This is a genomic window from Salegentibacter sp. T436 (genome assembly GCF_001932675.1).
In the GTDB taxonomy this organism is placed as follows: Bacteria; Bacteroidota; Bacteroidia; order Flavobacteriales; family Flavobacteriaceae; genus Salegentibacter; species Salegentibacter agarivorans.
In genome coordinates this window covers 1,320,216-1,339,895 of record NZ_CP012872.1, presented here as the reverse complement: position 1 = coordinate 1,339,895, position 19,680 = coordinate 1,320,216, and the positions used below count along the sequence as shown (strand labels likewise).

General features: G+C 37.1%; 21 protein-coding genes. 12 read left to right on the top strand and 9 right to left on the bottom strand.

The features are described 5' to 3' along the window. The first annotated feature begins 3 nt into the window (after positions 1-3). The 4 genes from AO058_RS05945 to AO058_RS05930 all read left to right on the top strand — a co-directional run bounded on the left by AO058_RS05945 (position 4) and on the right by AO058_RS05930 (position 2,263). Complete coding sequence (locus AO058_RS05945; protein WP_075325696.1) at positions 4-273, top strand: SemiSWEET family sugar transporter; 270 nt, start codon at positions 4-6, stop codon at positions 271-273. 102 nt (positions 274-375) lie between these two features. Then, positions 376-1,074 carry a guanitoxin biosynthesis heme-dependent pre-guanitoxin N-hydroxylase GntA gene (gene gntA / locus AO058_RS05940; protein ID WP_075325695.1) on the top strand — a complete coding sequence of 233 codons (699 nt, stop codon included), beginning with the start codon at positions 376-378 and terminating at the stop codon, positions 1,072-1,074. A 2-nt stretch (positions 1,075-1,076) separates the two neighbouring features. Further along, positions 1,077-1,694 carry an FMN-binding negative transcriptional regulator gene (locus AO058_RS05935; RefSeq protein WP_075325694.1) on the top strand — a complete coding sequence of 206 codons (618 nt, stop codon included), beginning with the start codon at positions 1,077-1,079 and terminating at the stop codon, positions 1,692-1,694. Further along, positions 1,685-2,263: a DUF1989 domain-containing protein gene (locus AO058_RS05930; protein WP_075325693.1), complete on the top strand. Its 579-nt coding sequence runs from the start codon at positions 1,685-1,687 to the stop codon at positions 2,261-2,263. The genes AO058_RS05935 and AO058_RS05930 overlap by 10 nt, the downstream gene beginning before the upstream one ends. A gap of 78 nt (positions 2,264-2,341) precedes the next feature. On the opposite strand, the gene clpX is transcribed toward AO058_RS05930, so the two are convergent. The 8 genes from clpX to AO058_RS05890 all read right to left on the bottom strand — a co-directional run bounded on the left by clpX (position 2,342) and on the right by AO058_RS05890 (position 10,669). Next, on the bottom strand, positions 2,342-3,574 hold the full coding sequence (gene clpX / locus AO058_RS05925) for an ATP-dependent Clp protease ATP-binding subunit ClpX (RefSeq protein ID WP_075327894.1): 1,233 nt from the start codon (positions 3,572-3,574) through the stop codon (positions 2,342-2,344). A gap of 52 nt (positions 3,575-3,626) precedes the next feature. After that, positions 3,627-4,304, bottom strand: a complete 678-nt coding sequence (gene clpP / locus AO058_RS05920) for an ATP-dependent Clp endopeptidase proteolytic subunit ClpP (RefSeq protein WP_075325692.1) — start codon at positions 4,302-4,304, stop codon at positions 3,627-3,629. A 107-nt stretch (positions 4,305-4,411) separates the two neighbouring features. Beyond that, positions 4,412-5,734, bottom strand: coding sequence for a trigger factor (gene tig, locus AO058_RS05915; protein ID WP_075325691.1), 1,323 nt, complete (start codon positions 5,732-5,734; stop codon positions 4,412-4,414). A gap of 89 nt (positions 5,735-5,823) precedes the next feature. Beyond that, positions 5,824-6,165 (bottom strand): phage holin family protein, encoded by a 342-nt coding sequence (locus AO058_RS05910; RefSeq protein WP_075325690.1) that lies wholly within the window; start codon positions 6,163-6,165, stop codon positions 5,824-5,826. A gap of 87 nt (positions 6,166-6,252) precedes the next feature. Beyond that, positions 6,253-7,788: an SGNH/GDSL hydrolase family protein gene (locus AO058_RS05905; protein ID WP_075325689.1), complete on the bottom strand. Its 1,536-nt coding sequence runs from the start codon at positions 7,786-7,788 to the stop codon at positions 6,253-6,255. 10 nt (positions 7,789-7,798) lie between these two features. Further along, entirely contained in the window at positions 7,799-9,046 is a 1,248-nt protein-coding gene (locus AO058_RS05900; RefSeq protein WP_075325688.1) for an OmpP1/FadL family transporter, read from the bottom strand. Between the two features lie 119 nt (positions 9,047-9,165). Continuing rightward, the gene (locus AO058_RS05895) at positions 9,166-9,930 is read right to left on the bottom strand and encodes an alpha/beta fold hydrolase (RefSeq protein WP_075325687.1); all 765 of its coding nucleotides are present in this window, start codon (positions 9,928-9,930) and stop codon (positions 9,166-9,168) included. 25 nt (positions 9,931-9,955) lie between these two features. Then, entirely contained in the window at positions 9,956-10,669 is a 714-nt protein-coding gene (locus tag AO058_RS05890) for a pyridoxine 5'-phosphate synthase (protein ID WP_075325686.1), read from the bottom strand. Positions 10,670-10,759: 90 nt separating this feature from the next. Between AO058_RS05890 and AO058_RS05885 the strand changes: the two genes are divergently transcribed. The 8 genes from AO058_RS05885 to murI all read left to right on the top strand — a co-directional run bounded on the left by AO058_RS05885 (position 10,760) and on the right by murI (position 18,728). Beyond that, positions 10,760-11,416, top strand: a complete 657-nt coding sequence (locus AO058_RS05885) for a CBS domain-containing protein (protein WP_075325685.1) — start codon at positions 10,760-10,762, stop codon at positions 11,414-11,416. Then, complete coding sequence (locus tag AO058_RS05880) at positions 11,413-12,297, top strand: NAD kinase (RefSeq protein WP_075325684.1); 885 nt, start codon at positions 11,413-11,415, stop codon at positions 12,295-12,297. Before AO058_RS05885 ends, AO058_RS05880 begins: the two co-directional genes overlap by 4 nt. Before the next feature lie 100 nt (positions 12,298-12,397). Next, entirely contained in the window at positions 12,398-13,102 is a 705-nt protein-coding gene (locus tag AO058_RS05875) for a type IX secretion system protein PorG (protein WP_075325683.1), read from the top strand. A 1-nt stretch (position 13,103) separates the two neighbouring features. After that, positions 13,104-13,844 (top strand): isoprenyl transferase, encoded by a 741-nt coding sequence (locus AO058_RS05870; protein WP_075325682.1) that lies wholly within the window; start codon positions 13,104-13,106, stop codon positions 13,842-13,844. Between the two features lie 7 nt (positions 13,845-13,851). Then, positions 13,852-16,470, top strand: coding sequence for an outer membrane protein assembly factor BamA (gene bamA, locus AO058_RS05865; RefSeq protein WP_177195695.1), 2,619 nt, complete (start codon positions 13,852-13,854; stop codon positions 16,468-16,470). Positions 16,471-16,503: 33 nt separating this feature from the next. Next, complete coding sequence (locus AO058_RS05860; RefSeq protein ID WP_075325680.1) at positions 16,504-17,307, top strand: OmpH family outer membrane protein; 804 nt, start codon at positions 16,504-16,506, stop codon at positions 17,305-17,307. Between the two features lie 43 nt (positions 17,308-17,350). Beyond that, positions 17,351-17,860, top strand: a complete 510-nt coding sequence (locus tag AO058_RS05855; protein WP_075325679.1) for an OmpH family outer membrane protein — start codon at positions 17,351-17,353, stop codon at positions 17,858-17,860. Positions 17,861-17,930: 70 nt separating this feature from the next. Then, positions 17,931-18,728: a glutamate racemase gene (gene murI, locus AO058_RS05850; protein ID WP_075325678.1), complete on the top strand. Its 798-nt coding sequence runs from the start codon at positions 17,931-17,933 to the stop codon at positions 18,726-18,728. Here murI and AO058_RS05845 read toward each other — a convergent pair. Beyond that, positions 18,725-19,666, bottom strand: coding sequence for a PorP/SprF family type IX secretion system membrane protein (locus AO058_RS05845; protein WP_232228894.1), 942 nt, complete (start codon positions 19,664-19,666; stop codon positions 18,725-18,727). The genes murI and AO058_RS05845 overlap by 4 nt on opposite strands. Between the last annotated feature and the right edge of the window lie 14 nt (positions 19,667-19,680).

Here is a 19,680-nt window from a genome sequence, read left to right as displayed (position 1 = left end):
AATATGAATTTAGAGTGGACCGATATTCTGGGACTGGCGGCAGGAATTTGCACTACGGTGGCAGTGATTCCGCAGATTAAAAAAGCCTGGAAAACCAAGAAAGTGGAAGATGTTTCACCGGGAATGTTTAGTATTTTGATACTGGGCGTTTTTCTTTGGGTAATCTACGGAATCACCCAAAAAGATCTTCCTATAATCGCTACTAATGGAGTTTCCCTAGGATTAAATAGCGTTATGCTGTATTTAATGATTCGCTATCGGAAGAAGGAATGAAGCAACCTGTTAATCTTTTAAAATTTTGAACTAATTTATTCTTAAACCCCATAGAAGCTTTCAGAAAACCTGATAGTTTTACAAAAATAACCATTCAACATTATGATTTCCACCAGAGAAAAATCTAAAGTAAAACAAATGAAAGCTTCTACAGATCAAGCTATAGAGCCTGCATTTAAAGACTTTGTGCTTACGCAAGATCATCCTTGTATAATGGCACAAACTGTATTTAGCCAGGAGCATATAGACCTCCATACCTACGATGAATTTCCAAGTCGAAAAACCGCGAAACTCATTTATAACGATTTAGAAAAGTATATTGAAAACTACGACTTTGAATCGAATGAATTTCATACGTTCATGGCTGTTTTTAAAAATCAGGAATCTTTTTCTGAAACCCAGTTTGAAACCGCACTTTGGAAACAATTAGAATTTCTACACGATATTGACAATAAAGCCTGGGATCCCACCGTAAGCAAAAATCCCGAAGACGATAACTTTAGCTTTAGTATTGGCGGAAAAGCTTTTTATATGGTTGGCCTGCACCCCAACAGTAGCCGAAAGGCGAGACAAAGCCCATACCCCGCAATGGCATTTAACCTGCACTGGCAATTTGAGAAATTAAGGGAAATGGGGGCGTATTATACTGTAAGAGATAAAATTAGGGAACGCGATACCGAATTACAGGGTAATATAAACCCAATGTTAGAAGATTTTGGTGATAAAAGTGAAGCCAGACAGTATAGTGGACGTAAAGTTGGAGATGAATGGAAATGTCCCTTTCATCAAGGAAAAAAATAACTATGTACCAACCCAAAAAATACAAAAAGGATGATCCTGAATTTATCTTTAAATTTATACAGCATCATCCTTTTGCAACTTTTATAATTAATGGAGACCGACTTTTAGCTACTCATATTCCTGTTCTCACTCTTGGTACGGCAAAAGACTTTATTTTATTTGCTCATATAGCAAACCACAACGAGCAGTTTAAACACCTGGAAGATGGTAAAGAAGCTCTGCTTATTTTTCAGGGAGCCCACGGCTACGTTTCTTCCTCCTGGTATAAAGAAAAAGATATTAGTACCTGGGATTATTCGGCAATACATGTAAATGTTAAGCTGAAAATTCAATCGCGGGAAGAGCTGGAAGAATCTTTGCAGGAACTAGTAGCTACTTTTGAAAAGCAGCAGGAAAACCCGTTGTATTATAAAGATATTCCTAAAGAAATGCTGGAAGACCATTTACCACACATCACAGGATTTTGGTGTAAAGTTGAGAAAATTCAGGCCATTGCAAAATTGCACCAGGGGTATGATAAAGACGATATAGCATCGGTTACTTCACATTTGGAAAAGCAAGAAAATAATTTATCTTCCGCGTTAAGCGAAAACATTAAAAAAGAGCATAAATGCAAGTAATTAAAAAACAATCTGGAGCTGCCTTTAAATTGAAAAAAGGACAGAAGCTGAAGGTGATAGACCCCGAAGGTGAACAGGTTAGCGATATGGTTCTATTTAATGCAAAAGATAGAAGGGAAAAAATATCATCGGGCAAAACCCTGGATTTTGAAGAGTCTATTTTAATAAGTACCGGGAATTTTCTTTGGAGCAACCGCAGTAATAAAATGATGGAACTCCTGGAAGATACTAACGGTAGAAACGACTTTCTACTGGCACCCTGCAGCCCTGAAACTTTTGAGGTGATGTATGATTATGAAGGTTATCATCCTAGCTGTTTTGAAAACCTCTACACCAACCTTGAAAAATTTGAAATTGAGCCGGATGATATTCCTACGGCGTTCAATATTTTTATGAACGTACAATTTGATGAAAAAGGAAAACTTAGCGTAGACCCGCCATTAAGCAAAGCAGGAGATTATGTGTTGTTTGAAGCCAAAATGGACCTGATTGTAGCCTTAACCGCGTGTTCTGCTGAAGATAGCAATAACGGTAGTTTTAAGCCTATACATTATGAAATAGTAGATTAATTATTTCGAAAAACTACAAAAAAAGCGGCCGAAAATTCCAGATTTCCGGCCGCCTTTTAATTTATCCTAAAATGGTTTTTAAGAAACCGCTTTAAGTTTATTTATTGTTGATTTATTCAATTTATCCTCGGCATATTCCCGTGACACTTTAAGTTTGCTATGGCCACTTTCTGGCATTTCAAACATTGCATCAGTAAGGATTGCTTCGCATAAAGATCTTAATCCTCTTGCTCCTAATTTATATTCAACGGCCTTCTCCACTATATAATCCAGTGCATCATCTGTCATTTCAAACTCGATATCGTCCATTTCAAACAGTTTTTGATACTGTTTTACAATGGCGTTTTTCGGTTCTGTTAAGATAGAACGAAGCGTACTTTTATCCAACGGATTCATATAAGTAAGCGCCGGTAACCTTCCAATTATTTCAGGAATAAGTCCGAAATCTTTTAAATCCTTCGGAATAATATATTTCAGAAGATTGGTTCTTTCAATCGTGTCTTCACTTTTTGAAGCGCTAAACCCAACAGCCTGCATATTTAACCGCTTACTGATGTTACGTTCAATACCGTCAAAGGCACCTCCTGCAATAAAAAGGATATTTTCGGTATCTACCTCAACAAATTTCTGATCGGGATGTTTACGACCTCCTTTTGGCGGCACGTTAACTGTGGTTCCTTCCAGTAATTTCAATAAAGCCTGCTGAACACCTTCCCCTGAAACATCTCGGGTAATTGACGGATTATCGCTTTTACGGGCAATTTTATCTATTTCATCAATAAATACAATTCCGCGCTGTGCTTTTTCAACATTATAATCGGCTGCCTGAAGCAATCTCGTTAAAATACCTTCTACATCTTCACCTACATAACCAGCCTCGGTAAGTACCGTAGCATCTACTATAGCCAAAGGCACATTAAGCATTTTCGCGATGGTTTTGGCAATAAGGGTTTTACCCGTACCGGTTTCCCCAACCATAATAATGTTAGATTTTTGAATTTCTACATCATCGTCGCTTGCCGGTTGTAACAACCTTTTATAGTGGTTATAAACGGCTACAGACATTACTTTCTTGGTAGCTTCCTGCCCAATTACATATTGGTCTAAAAACTCTTTAATTACTTTGGGTTTGCTAAGCATGAGATCTGAAGACAATTCTTTGGCTTCTCCCTGCTTAAGCTCTTCCATTACAATGCCGTGCGCCTGCTCTATACATTTATCACATATATGCGCATCTAAGCCTGCAATAAGTAAATTGGTTTCGGGTTTCTTTCTACCGCAAAACGAACATTCTAATTCTTCTTTCGCCATTTCTTCAAATTTCAATTTTCAATCTATAAAATAATAAACTGAAAATTAATTCTTATCCTTCTCTCGTTAAAATCTCATCAATCATTCCGTACTCTTTGGCTTTTTCAGCCTTCATCCAGTAGTCACGATCACTATCTTCTTCAATTTTTTCATAAGATTGGCCAGAATGTTTTGCGATAATATCGTAAAGTTCCTTTTTAAGGGTTAATATCTCTCTCGCTGTAATTTCTATATCGCTGGCCTGTCCCTGCGCACCTCCTAAAGGCTGGTGAATCATCACTCTTGAATGCGGTAAACCGCTTCTTTTTCCTTTTTCACCTGCACAAAGCAATACTGCGCCCATTGAGGCTGCCATTCCTGTACAAATTGTGGCCACATCTGGTTTTATAAACTGCATAGTATCATAAATTCCCAAACCTGCATAAACGCTTCCTCCCGGAGAATTTATATAGATCTGGATATCTTTAGAAGCATCTGTACTTTCTAAAAATAACATTTGCGCCTGGATGATATTTGCAACCTGGTCGTTTATTGCAGTACCCATAAAGATAATCCTATCCATCATTAACCTGGAAAAAACATCCATCGCGACTGCATTCATTTGTCGCTCTTCAATAATATTAGGAGTCATCCCCGTAGGAGTCACGCTGCTCACTATCTTTTGGTAATAGTTACTATTTATACCGTGATGTTTAGTGGCGTATTTTTCAAATTCTTTTCCGTAATCCATCAATTTTTCTGTTTTTAAGCTTTTTCTCTTAGCTGCCTTTCAAGTGAAAAGGCATTAATCCAAATGGTTTAACGCCTTAAATATAAGTATAAATTTATAGAAAAAGCTTACTCGTAAATCTCTTTCACAAATTCATCGTAAGTCACTTCTTTTTCTTCAAAAGACATTTTCTCTTTGTAGAAATCAAGCAATTTCTCGTTCATTAATTGCTCTGACATTCTTTTTACTTCGTCCTGATTAGAAAGAATTCTTGCCGCGATATCGTCAAGTTCTTTATCTCCAGGATTCATTTGGCCGAACTGTGCCATTTGTTCTTTGATCTTTTCTTTAGCAAAAGCTTTAAGATCTTCAAACTCTACTGTAAGGTTATTTTCGTTTACTATTTTACCTTCAATTAACTGGTAACGTAAACCTTCTTCACTCTTTTCGTATTCTTCTTTGGCTTCTTCTTCAGTCATTGGTTTCTCACCAACTGTTTGAATCCATTTTTGAAGAAATTCTTTAGGAAGTTCAAATTTAGTTTGCTCAATAAGCTGCTTGGTCACATCGTTCATTAACTGCTGATCGCTTTGCTGCTTAAATTGTTTTGCTGCATCATCTTTGATCTTTTCTTTAAGCTCATCTTCACTGGTTACTTTACCTTCACCAAAAAGCTTATCGAATAATTCCTGGTTAAGCTCAGCCAGTTCTCTATGGTTAATCTCTTTTATGGTAAATTCAACTTCAATATCAAGATCGTGCGCCTTATCGTGCTCAATTCCTAAATGCTGAATTAGCTCATGGTCATCTTCAAAAAGACTTTTGGTCTTTAAAGTGATAGAATCGCCAACTTTAGCACCAACAAACTTATTAAGATTTCTTTTCCCTTTAAGTTTTTCTAATTCTACTGAAGTTTCTTTCTCAATCCCTTCTTCTTCATTTTTGAAGGTACCAGCAACGATATCTCCTTCTTCAGCCTCATCTTTAGAGATCAGTTTCCCGTATTGTTTTCTAATAGATTCAATCTGGTTATTCACCATTTTTTCATCTGCCACAATATTGTAATGGGTAACCGGCTTTTCAAGTTCAAGGTTTACATCAAACTCTGGAGCCAAACCAAGTTCAAACTCAAAGCTATATTCTTCTTTATTCCAATCGAAGTTTTCCTGTTCTTTTGGAAGAGGATTTCCAAGAACATCCAGTTTTTCTTCGGTAAGATATTTATTTAGTGAATCCTGTAAAAGTTTATTTACCTCATCTACCAACACAGCCTGACCGTATTGTTTCTTTACCATTCCCATAGGCACGTGCCCTTTTCTAAAGCCGGGAATATTGGCATTTTTACGGTAATCTTTTAAGATTTTATCAACTTTACCGGCGTAGTCTTCTTTGGCGATATCTACTTTTACTACCGCATTCAATTCATCAATATTCTCTCTGGTAATATTCATCTTGACTTGTTATAAAAATTGGAGTGCAAAATTACACTTTTTTCCCAAGCCAACAAAGTTTCAAATTATTGAATTTCAGCAATATTGTGCTAATCTTTTCCTAATAAAGAAAACAGCAAGGATTGAAAGAGTGATAAAAGCAAACTAAACAGCAAGGCTATAAAAAAGCCGCTAACTCCAAATCCTGAAACAAAAGCATCTGCCAGTAAGATAATTATCGCATTTATTACGAGTAAAAATAAACCCAGAGTAAGGATAGTAACCGGCAAGGTGAAAATTACCAAAATTGGTTTCACCAGTAGGTTTAGAATAGCCAGGACAATTGCTACAATTATTGCAGTTAGATAGCCTTCTACCTCAACCCCGGGTAAAAATTTGGCCAGTATAACTACTGCAACTGCGGTAAGTAATATTCTTAATATAAAATTCATAATATTCAGATTAGTTAGATTCTGAAAAATACAAAAAACGCCGGAAAAATCCGGCGTTTGTATATCTGTATTAAAAAGTATGTGTTCTTATTGAACTTCGTTGTTATAGGTCACTGTACCGTAAGCACCTACGTTTACTTTAGGCACATCGGCATTATAAGTAGTATTAATTGCATCAATTATACGGTTAGAAACTATTGCGTTTCCTCGAGGTGTAAGGTGGATACCATCAAGTGAGAAAGCACCTCCAGTTACAAAATCTGAAGTTACAAATCCGCCATCAAAAGAGATCCCATCTGTTGCTAATTTATTTAGCATTGCATTAGCATCTACAAACGCAAGACCATTAGCCTCTGCCAAACCAGAAATAACCTGATTATATCTAGTTGTAGCATCTCTAATTAATTCTTGCTCTGCATTTGTCAAAACGTGCTCATCTCCTAAAGGAACCGAAACCCCGTTTATCATATTTGGATTATCACCCACGGGAGTTCCAAGAATTCCAGAGCTGGTTAAAGGAATAAGATCTGTAGGTGTAGCCTGTCTTAACTGACTTAACAATCCTGCAGTTTGAGGATCAAGATTAAATGGCGCTCCCTGAATAGCCTGGCCAATATTGGTTAGCGACTCATCTTGTAGCGTTACATAATTTTGACCTTCAGCAAAATTAATTTGTCTGCTTTGCGCTTCTTCAGCGGTAATAAAACCAGCCTGAACCAAACCAGGAAGAACCTGTGTATTGTAAGCTGAAAATTGCTGATTTAAGGCTGCGGCGGTTTGAGCATCTAGAGGTATAGCATTAACAGGTACTCTTGTAAAAAAGGGAACCGAAGCTACATCTGGAATATTAATAAGAACTCCACCACTTGCATTTGCGGCTAAAGCCTGTACCATTTCACTATATACACTGGCAAAAACGTTTGGATCTGTAATATCATTATCTGCGTATGTAGAAGGCTGCAAATTATTTAATTGATATACTCCTGTTCCCCCAGTTCTTGCATAACCAAGAACATCATTATTTCCTATCCATAAAGAAAAGAAAGTTGGGTCCTGAGCAAGAGCATCTTCCATTACAGAAGCATTAGGCGCAGATGCGAAGCGAGCAAAATAAGGGTTTGCAGTTCCTACTGCTATTCCCTGGACATTTCCATATCCTGCAGCACCTAAATGATAAGATTTAGCGCCGGGTACTCCCATATTACTAAACGGCCCCTGTTGAACATTTCCCACTTCAGTAGTTGGTTGCATTCCTGTATATACTCGTGGAAGGGTATCGCCATTTACCACAGATAGCACCAATCTATTATTTGTTATTTGATTACCTCCTGCTAAAAGTCCGCCGGCATTATCACTCATAAAAGGAATAGTAAAATCCTCGATATCCTGAGTTTTATCAAATTGCTGCGCAAGGATGTTTGGATAAGAATTTTCCTGCCCGGTGATATAAAGGGCGTTATCTGCATATCCAGCAGTTAGTGAATTACCAAGGGCTACGTATCGGGAAAAATCTGCTTCCCCGTTACTGTACGCCCCGGCTTCGTCTACCGGGTTATCAAATTCTGGCTCGCAGGAAACAATTCCCAGCGCCAATATTGCTATATATTTAAAATACTGTTTCATCTTCTAAATTTTATAATTTGTAGGTTACACCAAGTCCCGGAATAAAGGCTGAAGTTTTATAAGTTCCTTCAAAAGGAACAGTCTCTCCATTCTCAGTATAATAATTGTAAGATTCGTCTACTTCCTCATACCTGTTGTAAAGGAAAGCCGCATCTATAGAGAATCTATCACTTACGTGTAAAGAAAGTCCGCCGGTAAATCCGTGGGCATCGTTTCTTGGAGTTTCAGGAGCAAAGTAACCTGATTGCACCGGAGATTCGTCAAAATAATATCCAACTCTTAAGGTAACGGTTTCGTTTGCAAAATACTGTAAACCAAACCTGTAAGAAGAAGAGTTTTTGTAATTTCTTGGATTATTAGAATCTGGAGTTGCATTTGCAAAATCTATATCTAAGGATTCGTAAACATCCCAGTAGGTCATATTATAATCGAATGCAAAAAGCCATTTATCCAGAAGCTCATAAGAAAGTCCTACCGAAAGCTCTGCAGGCATAGGCAATGCAGCATCAAATTGTGTATCCTGAAAAGGAGTTAAAGGAGAATTTGGAACGTTTTGAAAAGTAGCGTCCCCACCTTCTGCTTCAACCATAATTTCACTTCGGTAATTTATACCAAAACGTAAATCCTCGGTTGCGTTATACATTGCACTGGCAGACCATCCAAAGGCGCTAACCCCACTGGCATCTACGGTTACATTAGATCGGTTTCCATTAAGATCAGTTAGCGTACGGTTAAGGTTACGGTTAAAGTTTACCGATCCATTTACATAGATTGGCCCACCACCAACACTTAATTTATCTGAAATTTTCACAGAAGCAAGAGCCTGGATATAAATTGCTTGGAGATCTATATTGTTTACCAAATGAGACCCGGCCCAATCTGTTGGCCACTCTACACTACTACCGTAGGGAGTATAAGCTGCCAATCCTAAAGTTAACCAATCGTTCACACGGTAAGAACCATAGGCATAGAATGGCGTTCCTACAGGACTATCGGTTTCAGAACTAATTCCGAATTCTGAATTTTGATATTTCACATTGGAAAAAACAGCACTGGCACCGGCTGCTACATTTATCTTGTTTTCAAGATACACAAGGCCTGCGGGGTTAAAAAATGCAAGCTCAGCATTGTTGACTACCGCAACACCGGTGTGGCCCATAGCTAGCGATCTTTGTCCCTGGAGACTCACTCTATACCCACCTGCATAAGTTACCGCAGCCATTAGACCAAAAAGGCCCAGGAAAAGTAATTTTCTCATAATTGATTTGGATTTTATTCTATACTAATAATTTACTATCTCCAAATTTAGAATAAATTACATATTACTCAACAAAAAACGATAATTTATTATGCACACATAATAAATTTAGAAGGATTTTAAAGAAAATCGGCCACAGCTTTGTAGAAATCGTTCATTTTCTCAGCGTGAACCCAGTGCCCTGCATTGCGAATTTCCTCAAATTTAACTTCAGGAAATTGTTTTTGAATAGCAGCTTTGTCTTCTTCTTTGATATAATTTGAATTAGCGCCTTTTATAAATAGCGTAGAACCCTTAAAAATTTTATCTTGCGGAAGAGACTTGCCTACTTCTTCAATATTCTCTTTTAAAGTTTCCAGGTTTACTTTTAGACAGTATGTGCCCTCAGATTTTCGGTTTAAATTCTTTAAAAGAAAAAGCCTGATTGGTTTTTCTGAAATAAATTCTGAAAGTAATTTATCGGCTTCCTGCCGGGAGTCTAAATCTGCTTCTTCCAGAGCTGTTAATCCATCCAGGATTTGCTGATGATGCGGTTTATAATATTTAGGCGCAATATCTACCACAATAAGTTTTTCTACCAAATCAGGATATTCGGCTGCGGCAAGCATTGCAGTTTTACCTCCCATAGAATGCCCCATTAAAATAATATTTGATAAAGAATGTTGCTCGCAATAATCCTTCACATCTTCAGCCATTAACTCGTAGCTATGCTCATTGGTATGCGGACTTTTCCCGTGGTTACGTTGATCTATAAGATGCACCTGGAAATCCTTTTCTTCAGCAAGTTTATTGCCAATGGTTTTCCAATTATCACTCATTCCTAAAAAGCCGTGCAGTATTAATAAGGGCTGCCCCTTTCCCAGTATTATAGAATTTAATTTCATTGCAATTATTTTTTATGGAATTGTATTATTTCAGCAATTCCAGGTATTTTTCAATGGTTTTTTCCAGCCCAATATATAAAGCTTCAGCAATTAGTGCGTGGCCAATAGAGACCTCATCTAAGTAAGGTACATTATCTTTAAAATAATTTATATTTTCTAAAGAAAGATCGTGCCCGGCATTTATTCCCAAACCTAATTGATGTGCCAGAGTTGCACATTTTTTATAAGGTTCTACCCCCGTTTTATCACCTTTCGCATATTTTACTGCAAAAGCCTCGGTATATAATTCTATTCTCTCGGCACCGGTTTCCACAGCTCCTTCTATCATTTTTTTATCGGGATCAACAAATATAGAAGTACGAATACCGTTATTTTTAAATTCCTGGATTACTTCCTGAAGAAATTCTTTGTTTTTAATAGTATTCCAGCCGGCATTAGAGGTAATTGCATCTTCGGCATCTGGTACTAAAGTAACCTGAGCCGGTTTTGCCTCCAGCACCAAATTAATAAATTTTGCAACCGGATTTCCTTCAATATTAAACTCGGTTTTCACAATTGGAGAAAGATCCCGCACGTCCTGGTAAGTAATATGCCGTTCGTCTGGCCTTGGGTGAACAGTGATACCCTGCCCACCAAAAGATTCTATTTTCTTGGCGGCTTCCACTACGTTGGGAATATTGCCCCCTCGGGCATTTCTTAAAGTGGCAATTTTATTGATATTTACACTTAATTTAGTCATTTTATAAGCTTTTGTTTAACAAAAATACAAACTTGTAAATGCCCTAATGAATTTTATTTTAATTAATTTGCATAAAAAGGAAACGACATCATGAACATGCAAGATATTATAATTAACGATGTCTCTATAAGGCATTTTTCTGATAAAATTGGGGAAGTCCAGGACTTATTCAATCAGTTAACCTATTCGCATTTACCAGTAGAAAACAACGGTATTTATATGGGTTGTATTTCAGAAAACGATATTCGTTGTTTTGAAGCCGAAAAATCGCTGGAAGATTATCAATATGCCCTGGAAGGTTTTTTTGTTAGAAATACAGATTTTTGGCTGGATATTTTAGAACGTTTTGCCCAAAACAATACCAATATTCTTCCTGTTTTAGATGAAGAAAACACCTATTTGGGCTATGTAGAACTCAACGAAATTATTGCCTTATTTAACGAAACGCCTTTTTTAAGCGAAGCGGGAAATATTATTGTGATCCAAAAAGGTATAAAAGATTATTCCTTTAGCGAAATCACCCAAATTACCGAATCTAATAATGCCAATATTCTGGGGATCTTTATTTCAAAAATTGAAAATGATGTTGCCCAAATCACGGTTAAATTAAGCCCTTCGGGTATAAATGAAATTATTCAGTCTTTCCGCCGCTATGGTTATAAAATAATTTCTGAACACCGGGAAGACAATTTCAACAAAAATCTTAGAGACCGCTCTAAGTATTTAGATAAATATATGAATATATGAAAGTAGGCATCTACGGTCAGTTTTACCATACAAATGCCGGGATCTATATAGGGCAGCTTCTGGAATTGCTGAAGCGCGAAAATATTAAAGTAGTAATTGAAGAAAATTTCCTGGATCTAATTCATTTAAATAAAACTATAAATGAAAATTACTCACACTTCAACACATTTGAAGAGTTAGATAATAGTTTCGATTTGTTTTTTTGTATTGGTGGAGATGGTACTATTTTAAAATCTATAAATTATATTAGAAATTTAGATATTCCAATTGTAGGAATTAACACAGGGAGATTGGGCTTTTTGGCAACTATTCAAAAAGAGGAAATCAAAGAATGTTTACAGAGTATTCTTGAAAAGAAATTTAGTATTTCCCGTAGAACTGTTTTAAATATTAAAACAAATCCCACCAGCCACGACCCGGTTTTTAGAAATATAGCCCTTAACGAAGTTGCAGTTAGCCGAAAAAACACCACTTCTATGATTACCGTAGATACGTGGCTAAATGATCAATATTTAAATTCTTATTGGGCCGATGGATTAATTGTCTCTACACCCACAGGCTCTACCGGTTACTCCCTTAGTTGTGGCGGCCCGGTTATAACCCCAGATGCAGGCTCTCTTATAATTACCCCCATTGCGCCACATAATTTAAACGCGCGTCCTTTAGTAATTAAAGACGATACTAAAATAACACTTCGGGTATCGGGACGGGAAGAATCTCATTTAGTTTCTATGGATTCCCGTATCGCAACCCTGGAAAATGATACTGAAATTATTATAGAAAAAGCACCCTACGCAATAAATCTTGTTGAACTTAAAGGCGATAGTTTTCTTCACACCCTAAGAAAAAAGTTAATGTGGGGTGAGGATAAACGTAATTAAGCAATAAATGATTTTAAAAACTGTTTAAGAATATATACAAAATTGCTCAAATTATTGTGGAGCAAACATAATTGTTATATTTGCAAACTTTTGAAAGCCTATGAGGTACCTATTAGTTGTAGTAATCATGCTTGTTTTTGCTCCAAAAACAAATTCTCAAACATTTGAAGTAGGACCATATATTGGTGGCGCCAATTATATTGGAGATGTAGGGCGAACCAATTTTGTTCTACCCAGCGGACTGGTTGGAGGCGCATTGCTTAAATGGAATCGCAGCCCACGTCACGCTTTTAGATTTTCGCTTTTATATGCAGAAATAAATGCCGACGATGCAAATTCTAATGACCCCCGAAGATTAAACAGAGGCTACTCTTTTAACAATACAATTGCAGAAGCTTCGTTAGGATTAGAGTATAATTTCTGGAGTTTTGATTTGCACGAAGGCCATCCCCAAAGCACCCCATATTTGTATACAGGGATAACTTATTTTAGAGCAGATCACTTACTACTTGATGCCGATTTTCCTAACGGCCAATTGGAAAACCAGGGCGCCAACTGGGATTTTGCTATTCCGGTAGTTTTTGGTTACAAAGAAAGTATTACCTCGCATATTGTAGGAGCCCTGGAAGTAGGTGTTCGTTATACTTTTACCGACAACCTGGATGGAAGCTGGCCTGAAGAAATTTTTGGGAACAGAATGCCAAAAAAGGAATTCGGAAATAGAAATACCAACGATTGGTATGTTTTTACGGGCGTGAATTTCACCTTCTCATGGGGTAGGGAACCTTGCTACAGTAGATTTTAATATGGATTATAAAAAAAACATAGATCTTAAGAAACTACCTAAACACATTGCCATAATTATGGATGGTAATGGGCGTTGGGCAAGAAAAAAAGGCTTTCTTAGGGCTGCTGGGCACGAAGAAGGCACTACCGCAGTTAGAGATGTTGTAGAAGCTTCAGCCGAAATTGGCATAGAATACCTCACCCTCTATGCTTTTTCTACCGAAAACTGGAAGCGTCCAAAATTAGAAGTAGACACTTTAATGCGTCTATTGGTCTCTTCCTTAAGAAAAGAAATTAAAACACTTCAGGACAATAATATTAGGTTAAACGCTATAGGAAATCTAAATACCCTGCCTAAAAAGGTATTTAGAGAACTTCACGAAGTTATAGAGAAAACTAAAACCAACGATCGTATGGTGCTTAACCTTGCACTAAGTTACGGTTCACGGGAAGAGCTAAGTTCTGCAATACGTGAAATTAGCCTGAAAGTTAAAAATAATGAAATAAGCGCCGATGCTATTGATGAATCGGTTATAAATCAGCATCTTTACACCCGAAATTTTCCGGAGGTGGATTTACTAATCAGAACCAGCGGAGAACAACGTATAAGCAACTTTCTATTATGGCAAATTGCTTATGCCGAATTATATTTTACAAAAATCTTATGGCCAGATTTTAGAAAAGAAAATCTTTTTGAAGCCATTTACAATTATCAAAATAGAGAACGACGATTTGGAAAAACCAGTGAGCAACTCAGTTAGCGCATTCATGACGAAGAAAGTATTTACCCTTCTGGCAATAGCATGCAGTTTAATATTCAGCATTTCTTCACAAGCTCAGGGCTTACCATTAGCAGATGGCAAAAAATATATAATTGGAGATATAAAAGTTACGGGTACCGTTAGTTTTAACGAGCAAACCGTAATTGCTTATACCGGTCTAAAAAAAGGGGAAGAAATCTATATTCCCGGAGATAAAATTAGTAGCGTGATCAATAAACTATGGGATATTGATCAATTTAGTGATATTAACTTTTATATCACCAATGTAAGTGACGGCAATGTAGCCGATCTTGAAATTGAGATACAGGAAGTTCCAAAACTTAATAAAGTTCAGGTTACCGGACTTAAAAAACGGGAGAAGGAAGAAATAATTAAGGAAAACAAACTAAGAACAGGCGCAAAAGTTTCTGAAAACCTTATAACCACCACCAAAAATTATATTGAAAGTAAGTATAGAAAAGAAGGTTATTTTAATGCTAAGGCAAAAATAAGCACTAGTGAAGTTACCGATACTACAGCAAATACCAACCTGGTAAATATGCTTATAGACATAGACCAGGGTGATCGTGTAAAAATTGCCGAAATAAATTTTTCTGGCAACGAAAAATTTTCTAACTGGAAGCTTAAAAGGGCCATGAAAAACACCAAACAAAAGAATTTTTTCCGCTTTTGGAAAAGATCAAAATTTGTGAGGGCAGATTACCAGGAAGACAAAGAAAATATTATAGATAAATATAAGGAAAGTGGTTATAGAGATGCCAGGATTGTTACAGATTCTTTGGTAGAAGTTGACGACGAAACCATAGCCTTAAACCTTAAGGTAGAAGAAGGAGATCAATATTATATTGGTAATATAGATTATTTAGGAAATTCGGTTTATACCGATGCGCAATTACAACGAGCTTTAGGAATTAATAAAGGCGATGTTTATAACGGGGTGCTTTTAGACGAGCGAATTGCCGATGAAACCAAACCAGACGGGGAAGATCTTTCTAACCTGTATAAAAACAATGGTTATTTATTTTCTACCATTAACCTTGTAGAAACCAATGTTTACAACGATACCATAGATTTTGAAATACGAATAATTGAAGGAAAAGAAGCATACTTCAATAATATTAGTGTAACCGGAAACGACAAAACAAAAGATCACGTTATTTATCGTGAATTAAGAACAAAACCAGGCCAAAAATATAGCCAGGAAGATGTGGTTAATACCGTTAGGGAACTTGGACAACTTGGATTTTTTGATGCAGAGCAATTAGAACCAAAATTTGTTGATCCAGATCCGCAGGCCGGTACTTTAGACCTTGAATATTCTGTTGTAGAAGCAGGCGCCAGCCAAATAGAACTACAAGGTGGTTACGGTGGCGGTGGCTTTATTGGCACTTTGGGGCTGTCCTTTAACAACTTCTCTTTATCTGGAATTTTTGATAAAGAAGCCTATAAGCCAGTACCTATGGGAGATGGGCAAACGCTTTCTTTAAGAGCACAAGCCAGTACGTTTTATCAAACGTACAGCCTGTCTTTTCAGGAGCCATGGTTGGGAGGTAAAAAGCCGGTAAGTTTGCAAACCTCTTTCTCTTATACAAGACAGTTTTTATTCGATTATATAAACAGAGAAGCAGATAGAAGCAGAAGTTTTGATATACTTGGAATAAACGTAGGCCTGGCAAAACGTTTAACGGTACCAGATCCTTATATGACGGTGTCTCACTCGGTAGGTTTTCAGCGTTATAACTTAAATAATTACAATACGGGGCTATTTACTTTTGGTGATGGTCACTCTAACAACTTCACCTATACTTTTGGACTCACAAGAGATAATACTTATGTAAACCCAATTTTCCCAATGGGGGGTTCTAAATTTAAACTTACGGCAAAATTCACTCCTCCTTATTCTTTATGGAATGGTGTAGATTATGCAAATTTAGCTGATCAAAGAGAGTTTCAGCTGGAAGATGATAATGGGAATCTTATAGACCAACAAGGCAACAGGGTCACTCCTGAAAATGCAGTTGGAGACCAACGTCTAATAGATCAGAAGAAATTTAACTGGTTAGAATTCTATAAAGTTAAGTTTAGTGGTGAGTGGTTTACTCAAATCTACGACAAACTTGTACTAAGAACTAACGCCGAATATGGTTTCCTTGGAGCTTATAATAGCGATCGTGGTGTTCCACCTTTTGAAAGATTCTTTCTTGGGGGAGATGGCCTTGGCGCATTTAGTTTAGATGGCAGAGAAACCGTACAGTTAAGAGGTTATCCAAATCAATCTGTAGTTCCTTTAGATCGTCCTGCCGGAGTTAATGATGATGGCGCTACCATTTACAACAAATACTCTTTAGAACTTAGATATCCTATTACCTTAAAGCCAACAGCATCTATTTATGCACTTACCTTCCTGGAAGCAGGTGCATCTTACGATAATTTTAGGGACTTTAATCCTTTCCAGGTGAATAGATCTGCCGGGGCAGGTTTAAGAATCTTTATGCCAGCCTTTGGTTTACTTGGTATTGACTTTGGTTACGGTTTTGATCCTATTGGAGGACAACCCGGGCCTAACGGTTGGGAAACGCATTTCATTATCGGACAGCAATTTTAATTTGGCACGATATTTTCTATATTCGATTTAAGTATGCTTAAAAGAACATTTTTATTCACACTTTTTATTTTTATTGGATTGGGGGCAAGCGCTCAAAAGCCAATAAATATAGGCTTTGTGGATATGGAATACATCCTTGAAAATGTTCCAGAATATCAGCAAGCTTCATCTCAATTAGACGAGCGAGTAAAAGAATGGCGAAACGAAATTGAGCAAAAGCGAAACGAAATTAGTGAAATGAAAACCAGGCTGCAAAATGAACGGGCGTTACTCACTCCCCAACTAATTGAAGAACGGGAAGAAGAGATCGCTTACCAGCAAGAGCAGGCTACAAATTACGAGCAGAAACGTTTTGGCCCGAAAGGTGATTACATGATTCAAAAGAGGCAATTAATAAAGCCAATCCAGGATCAGGTTTTTAACGCCCTGCAGGAAATAGGTGAAAACAGGGATTTCGATTTTATATTTGACCGTAATGCTGAATCGGGTATGTTATTTGCAAAAAAACGCTTTGATTTAAGTGACCAGGTTCTAAGAAGTATTAACAGAGCTTCTAACCGTAAACAAATTGAAACAAAACAGGAAGAACGAGAACTTGAGAGAGCTGAAGCGCGTACAGCAGAGGAAGATGAAGAATTAAGCCAACGCGAACAAGCTATTGAAGATCGTAAAAGCGAACGCGAAGCCTTAATAGAAGAACGCAGAAAAAAACAAGACTCTATTAAAGAAGCCAGACAAAAAGCTTTTGAAGAACGCCGGGAAAGAATTTTAAAGGAAAGAAAACAAAAAAGAGATTCTATAGAAGCGGCACGAAATAGAAAAGACACCATAAACTAAATAATTTTAAACCTTAATACTTAAACAATTAATATCAATTAAAATGAAACAATTCAGAACACTTTTTATAGCCCTTGCATTAACCATAGGAGCTACTGCATTTACAAACGCACAAAGCAAAGTTGCTCACATCGCAACCCAGGAGCTTGTAGAAACTATGCCTGCTTATAAAGATGCAATGTCTCAACTTGAGAAGTTAGAGAAAACTTACGATGCAGAGATTAAAGACATGCTTACTGAAGCTCAAAACACGATGCAACGTTACCAATCTGAAGCTGAAACAGTAACAGAAGAAGAAAATGCAAAAAGAGCAAGCGAACTTCAGGCAACTGAAAGAAGAATTCAGGAGCACAGCCAGAGAGCTCGTCAGGAACTTCAAAAGAAAGAAAACGATCTAATTAGACCGGTAATTGAAAAAGCTCGTGAAGCTATCCAAAAAGTAGCAAGAGAACAAGGATTTGATTATGTACTTGACTCTACTACAGGAACAGGAGTAATTCTTGCCGATGGTAAAGATCTTATGACAGATGTAAAAGCTGAATTGGGAATGTAATATTCACCCAATACATAAATAAAGATTAAAAACTGCGTCCTTTCCAGGCGCAGTTTTTATTTTTGTATCAATGAGCAATTTGCAACCCATAGGTATTTTTGATTCTGGTGTAGGGGGAACTTCCATTTGGAGAGAAATTCACGAGCTACTTCCCTTTGAAAAAACCATCTACCTCGCCGATAGTAAAAACGCTCCATACGGCGAAAAACCTATTGAAGATATTAAAAATTTAAGTCGAAAAAATACTGAAAAATTGCTGGAAATGGGCGCCAAAATTATTGTGGTTGCCTGCAACACCGCTACTACAAACGCCATTAAAGACCTTAGAAATGAATATGCATTTCCTTTTATAGGGATTGAACCGGCTATTAAACCCGCTGCACTAAATACCAAAACCAAAACTATAGGTATTTTGGCTACCCGTGGAACCTTAACCAGCACACTTTTCTCAAAAACATCAGATTTTTATGCCAGAAATATTAATGTGGTTGAAGTAGAAGGTCGCGGCCTGGTAGAACTTATTGAAGCAGGAGATTTAGATTCTCCCCAAATGAGAAGCCATTTACTCAGACTCCTGGAGCCGTTTTTAGTAAATAAAATAGATTACCTGGTGTTGGGTTGTAGTCACTATCCCTACCTTATTCCTATTTTAAAAGAATTAATGCCAAAAGATGTTATAATTATAGATTCGGGAGAAGCAGTGGCCAGACAAACAAAATCTATTCTTAACGAAAATAATTTATTAATAACGGAAGTGCCTTCTCAAAAACCTATCCCGGAATTTTTCAGCAATACCAATCCTAAAGTTCTGGAGAATTTAACTGAAGCTGAAAAAAATGGCTATAAAGTCTCTTACCTGGACTTTTAATTAATAGCGGGGCATTTACAATCCCAACGCCCTCTACTCTTTCCAAAATCGTAGCCAATGGTAATTTGATGAAAACCATTATTACTTAAAACCACCGAGTTAAACTGGTAGCTAAAAGTATAGCCAAACATAAAATTTTTGTAATCCAGGCCTACAAAAGGGGTAATATACCGCAGCTGCTGACTTTCAATTTCGTTACCATCCGTAGTATATTCGGCACCTTCAAAACTGTTTCTATAGGAAACCCCGCCCCATAGTTGCCCGAAATCAACTTCCCGATACACTTTCATATTTAAATCTATATTCATCTCGTTTGTAGCTTCCCGTAACTGATATAAAATTGAAGGCTCATAACTCCAATCATTATTATTATCAAAAACATAACCCGTAGAGAATAAATATTTACGCTGATTGCTGGGCACAGCATCAGAATAAAATAATTCACGTCTTACTGAAATTAAATTTTTTGCAGCCAGGTGTGCATAAAAATCTAAATAATAATAAGAGACTCCAATATCCATATTTCCGAAGATGTCAGAAACATTACTCCCACTTACAATAGGATCAAATTCGGTAAATCCACTTTGATCTAATCTATGCTGAACAATCCCGGCACTAATTCCAAAAGAAAGTTGATTCAGGTCCAGTTCACTTCTGGAAAAAAGTAAATGATAGGCTACGGTTCCATAAGCACCTATTTTAGAAAAATTCCCGTTTTGGTCGTTGAAAACAATTCCACCAATCCCAAGCTTATCTCCTACCCGGCCATTAACCGCAAGGGTTTGTAAGCTAGGTGCATTTTCTACGTCAAACCATTGCTGTCTGGCCGTAAGTCTAATTTGATTTCTATTAGCAGCACCGGCCATAGAAGGATGAAGAAGAAAAAGATTATCGGTTAAATAATCTGAGTATATAGGAATTACCTCCTGTGACTTCACCGACGAGCCGGTTA

Bases quoted from the DNA above. Each gene is read 5' to 3' on its own strand.
- AO058_RS05895 (WP_075325687.1), bottom strand. From the start codon at position 9,930: ATGAAATTAAATTCTATAATACTGGGAAAGGGGCAGCCCTTATTAATA.
- AO058_RS05905 (WP_075325689.1), bottom strand. From the start codon at position 7,788: ATGAAACAGTATTTTAAATATATAGCAATATTGGCGCTGGGAATTGTT.
- clpX (WP_075327894.1), bottom strand. From the start codon at position 3,574: ATGGCGAAAGAAGAATTAGAATGTTCGTTTTGCGGTAGAAAGAAACCC.
- AO058_RS05910 (WP_075325690.1), bottom strand. From the start codon at position 6,165: ATGAATTTTATATTAAGAATATTACTTACCGCAGTTGCAGTAGTTATA.
- AO058_RS05875 (WP_075325683.1), top strand. From the start codon at position 12,398: ATGAGGTACCTATTAGTTGTAGTAATCATGCTTGTTTTTGCTCCAAAA.
- clpP (WP_075325692.1), bottom strand. From the start codon at position 4,304: ATGGATTACGGAAAAGAATTTGAAAAATACGCCACTAAACATCACGGT.
- bamA (WP_177195695.1), top strand. From the start codon at position 13,852: ATGACGAAGAAAGTATTTACCCTTCTGGCAATAGCATGCAGTTTAATA.
- AO058_RS05930 (WP_075325693.1), top strand. From the start codon at position 1,685: ATGCAAGTAATTAAAAAACAATCTGGAGCTGCCTTTAAATTGAAAAAA.
- AO058_RS05900 (WP_075325688.1), bottom strand. From the start codon at position 9,046: ATGAGAAAATTACTTTTCCTGGGCCTTTTTGGTCTAATGGCTGCGGTA.
- AO058_RS05880 (WP_075325684.1), top strand. From the start codon at position 11,413: ATGAAAGTAGGCATCTACGGTCAGTTTTACCATACAAATGCCGGGATC.
- AO058_RS05890 (WP_075325686.1), bottom strand. From the start codon at position 10,669: ATGACTAAATTAAGTGTAAATATCAATAAAATTGCCACTTTAAGAAAT.
- AO058_RS05855 (WP_075325679.1), top strand. From the start codon at position 17,351: ATGAAACAATTCAGAACACTTTTTATAGCCCTTGCATTAACCATAGGA.
- AO058_RS05945 (WP_075325696.1), top strand. From the start codon at position 4: ATGAATTTAGAGTGGACCGATATTCTGGGACTGGCGGCAGGAATTTGC.
- AO058_RS05870 (WP_075325682.1), top strand. From the start codon at position 13,104: ATGGATTATAAAAAAAACATAGATCTTAAGAAACTACCTAAACACATT.
- murI (WP_075325678.1), top strand. From the start codon at position 17,931: ATGAGCAATTTGCAACCCATAGGTATTTTTGATTCTGGTGTAGGGGGA.
- AO058_RS05860 (WP_075325680.1), top strand. From the start codon at position 16,504: ATGCTTAAAAGAACATTTTTATTCACACTTTTTATTTTTATTGGATTG.
- AO058_RS05885 (WP_075325685.1), top strand. From the start codon at position 10,760: ATGAACATGCAAGATATTATAATTAACGATGTCTCTATAAGGCATTTT.
- gntA (WP_075325695.1), top strand. From the start codon at position 376: ATGATTTCCACCAGAGAAAAATCTAAAGTAAAACAAATGAAAGCTTCT.
- tig (WP_075325691.1), bottom strand. From the start codon at position 5,734: ATGAATATTACCAGAGAGAATATTGATGAATTGAATGCGGTAGTAAAA.
- AO058_RS05935 (WP_075325694.1), top strand. From the start codon at position 1,077: ATGTACCAACCCAAAAAATACAAAAAGGATGATCCTGAATTTATCTTT.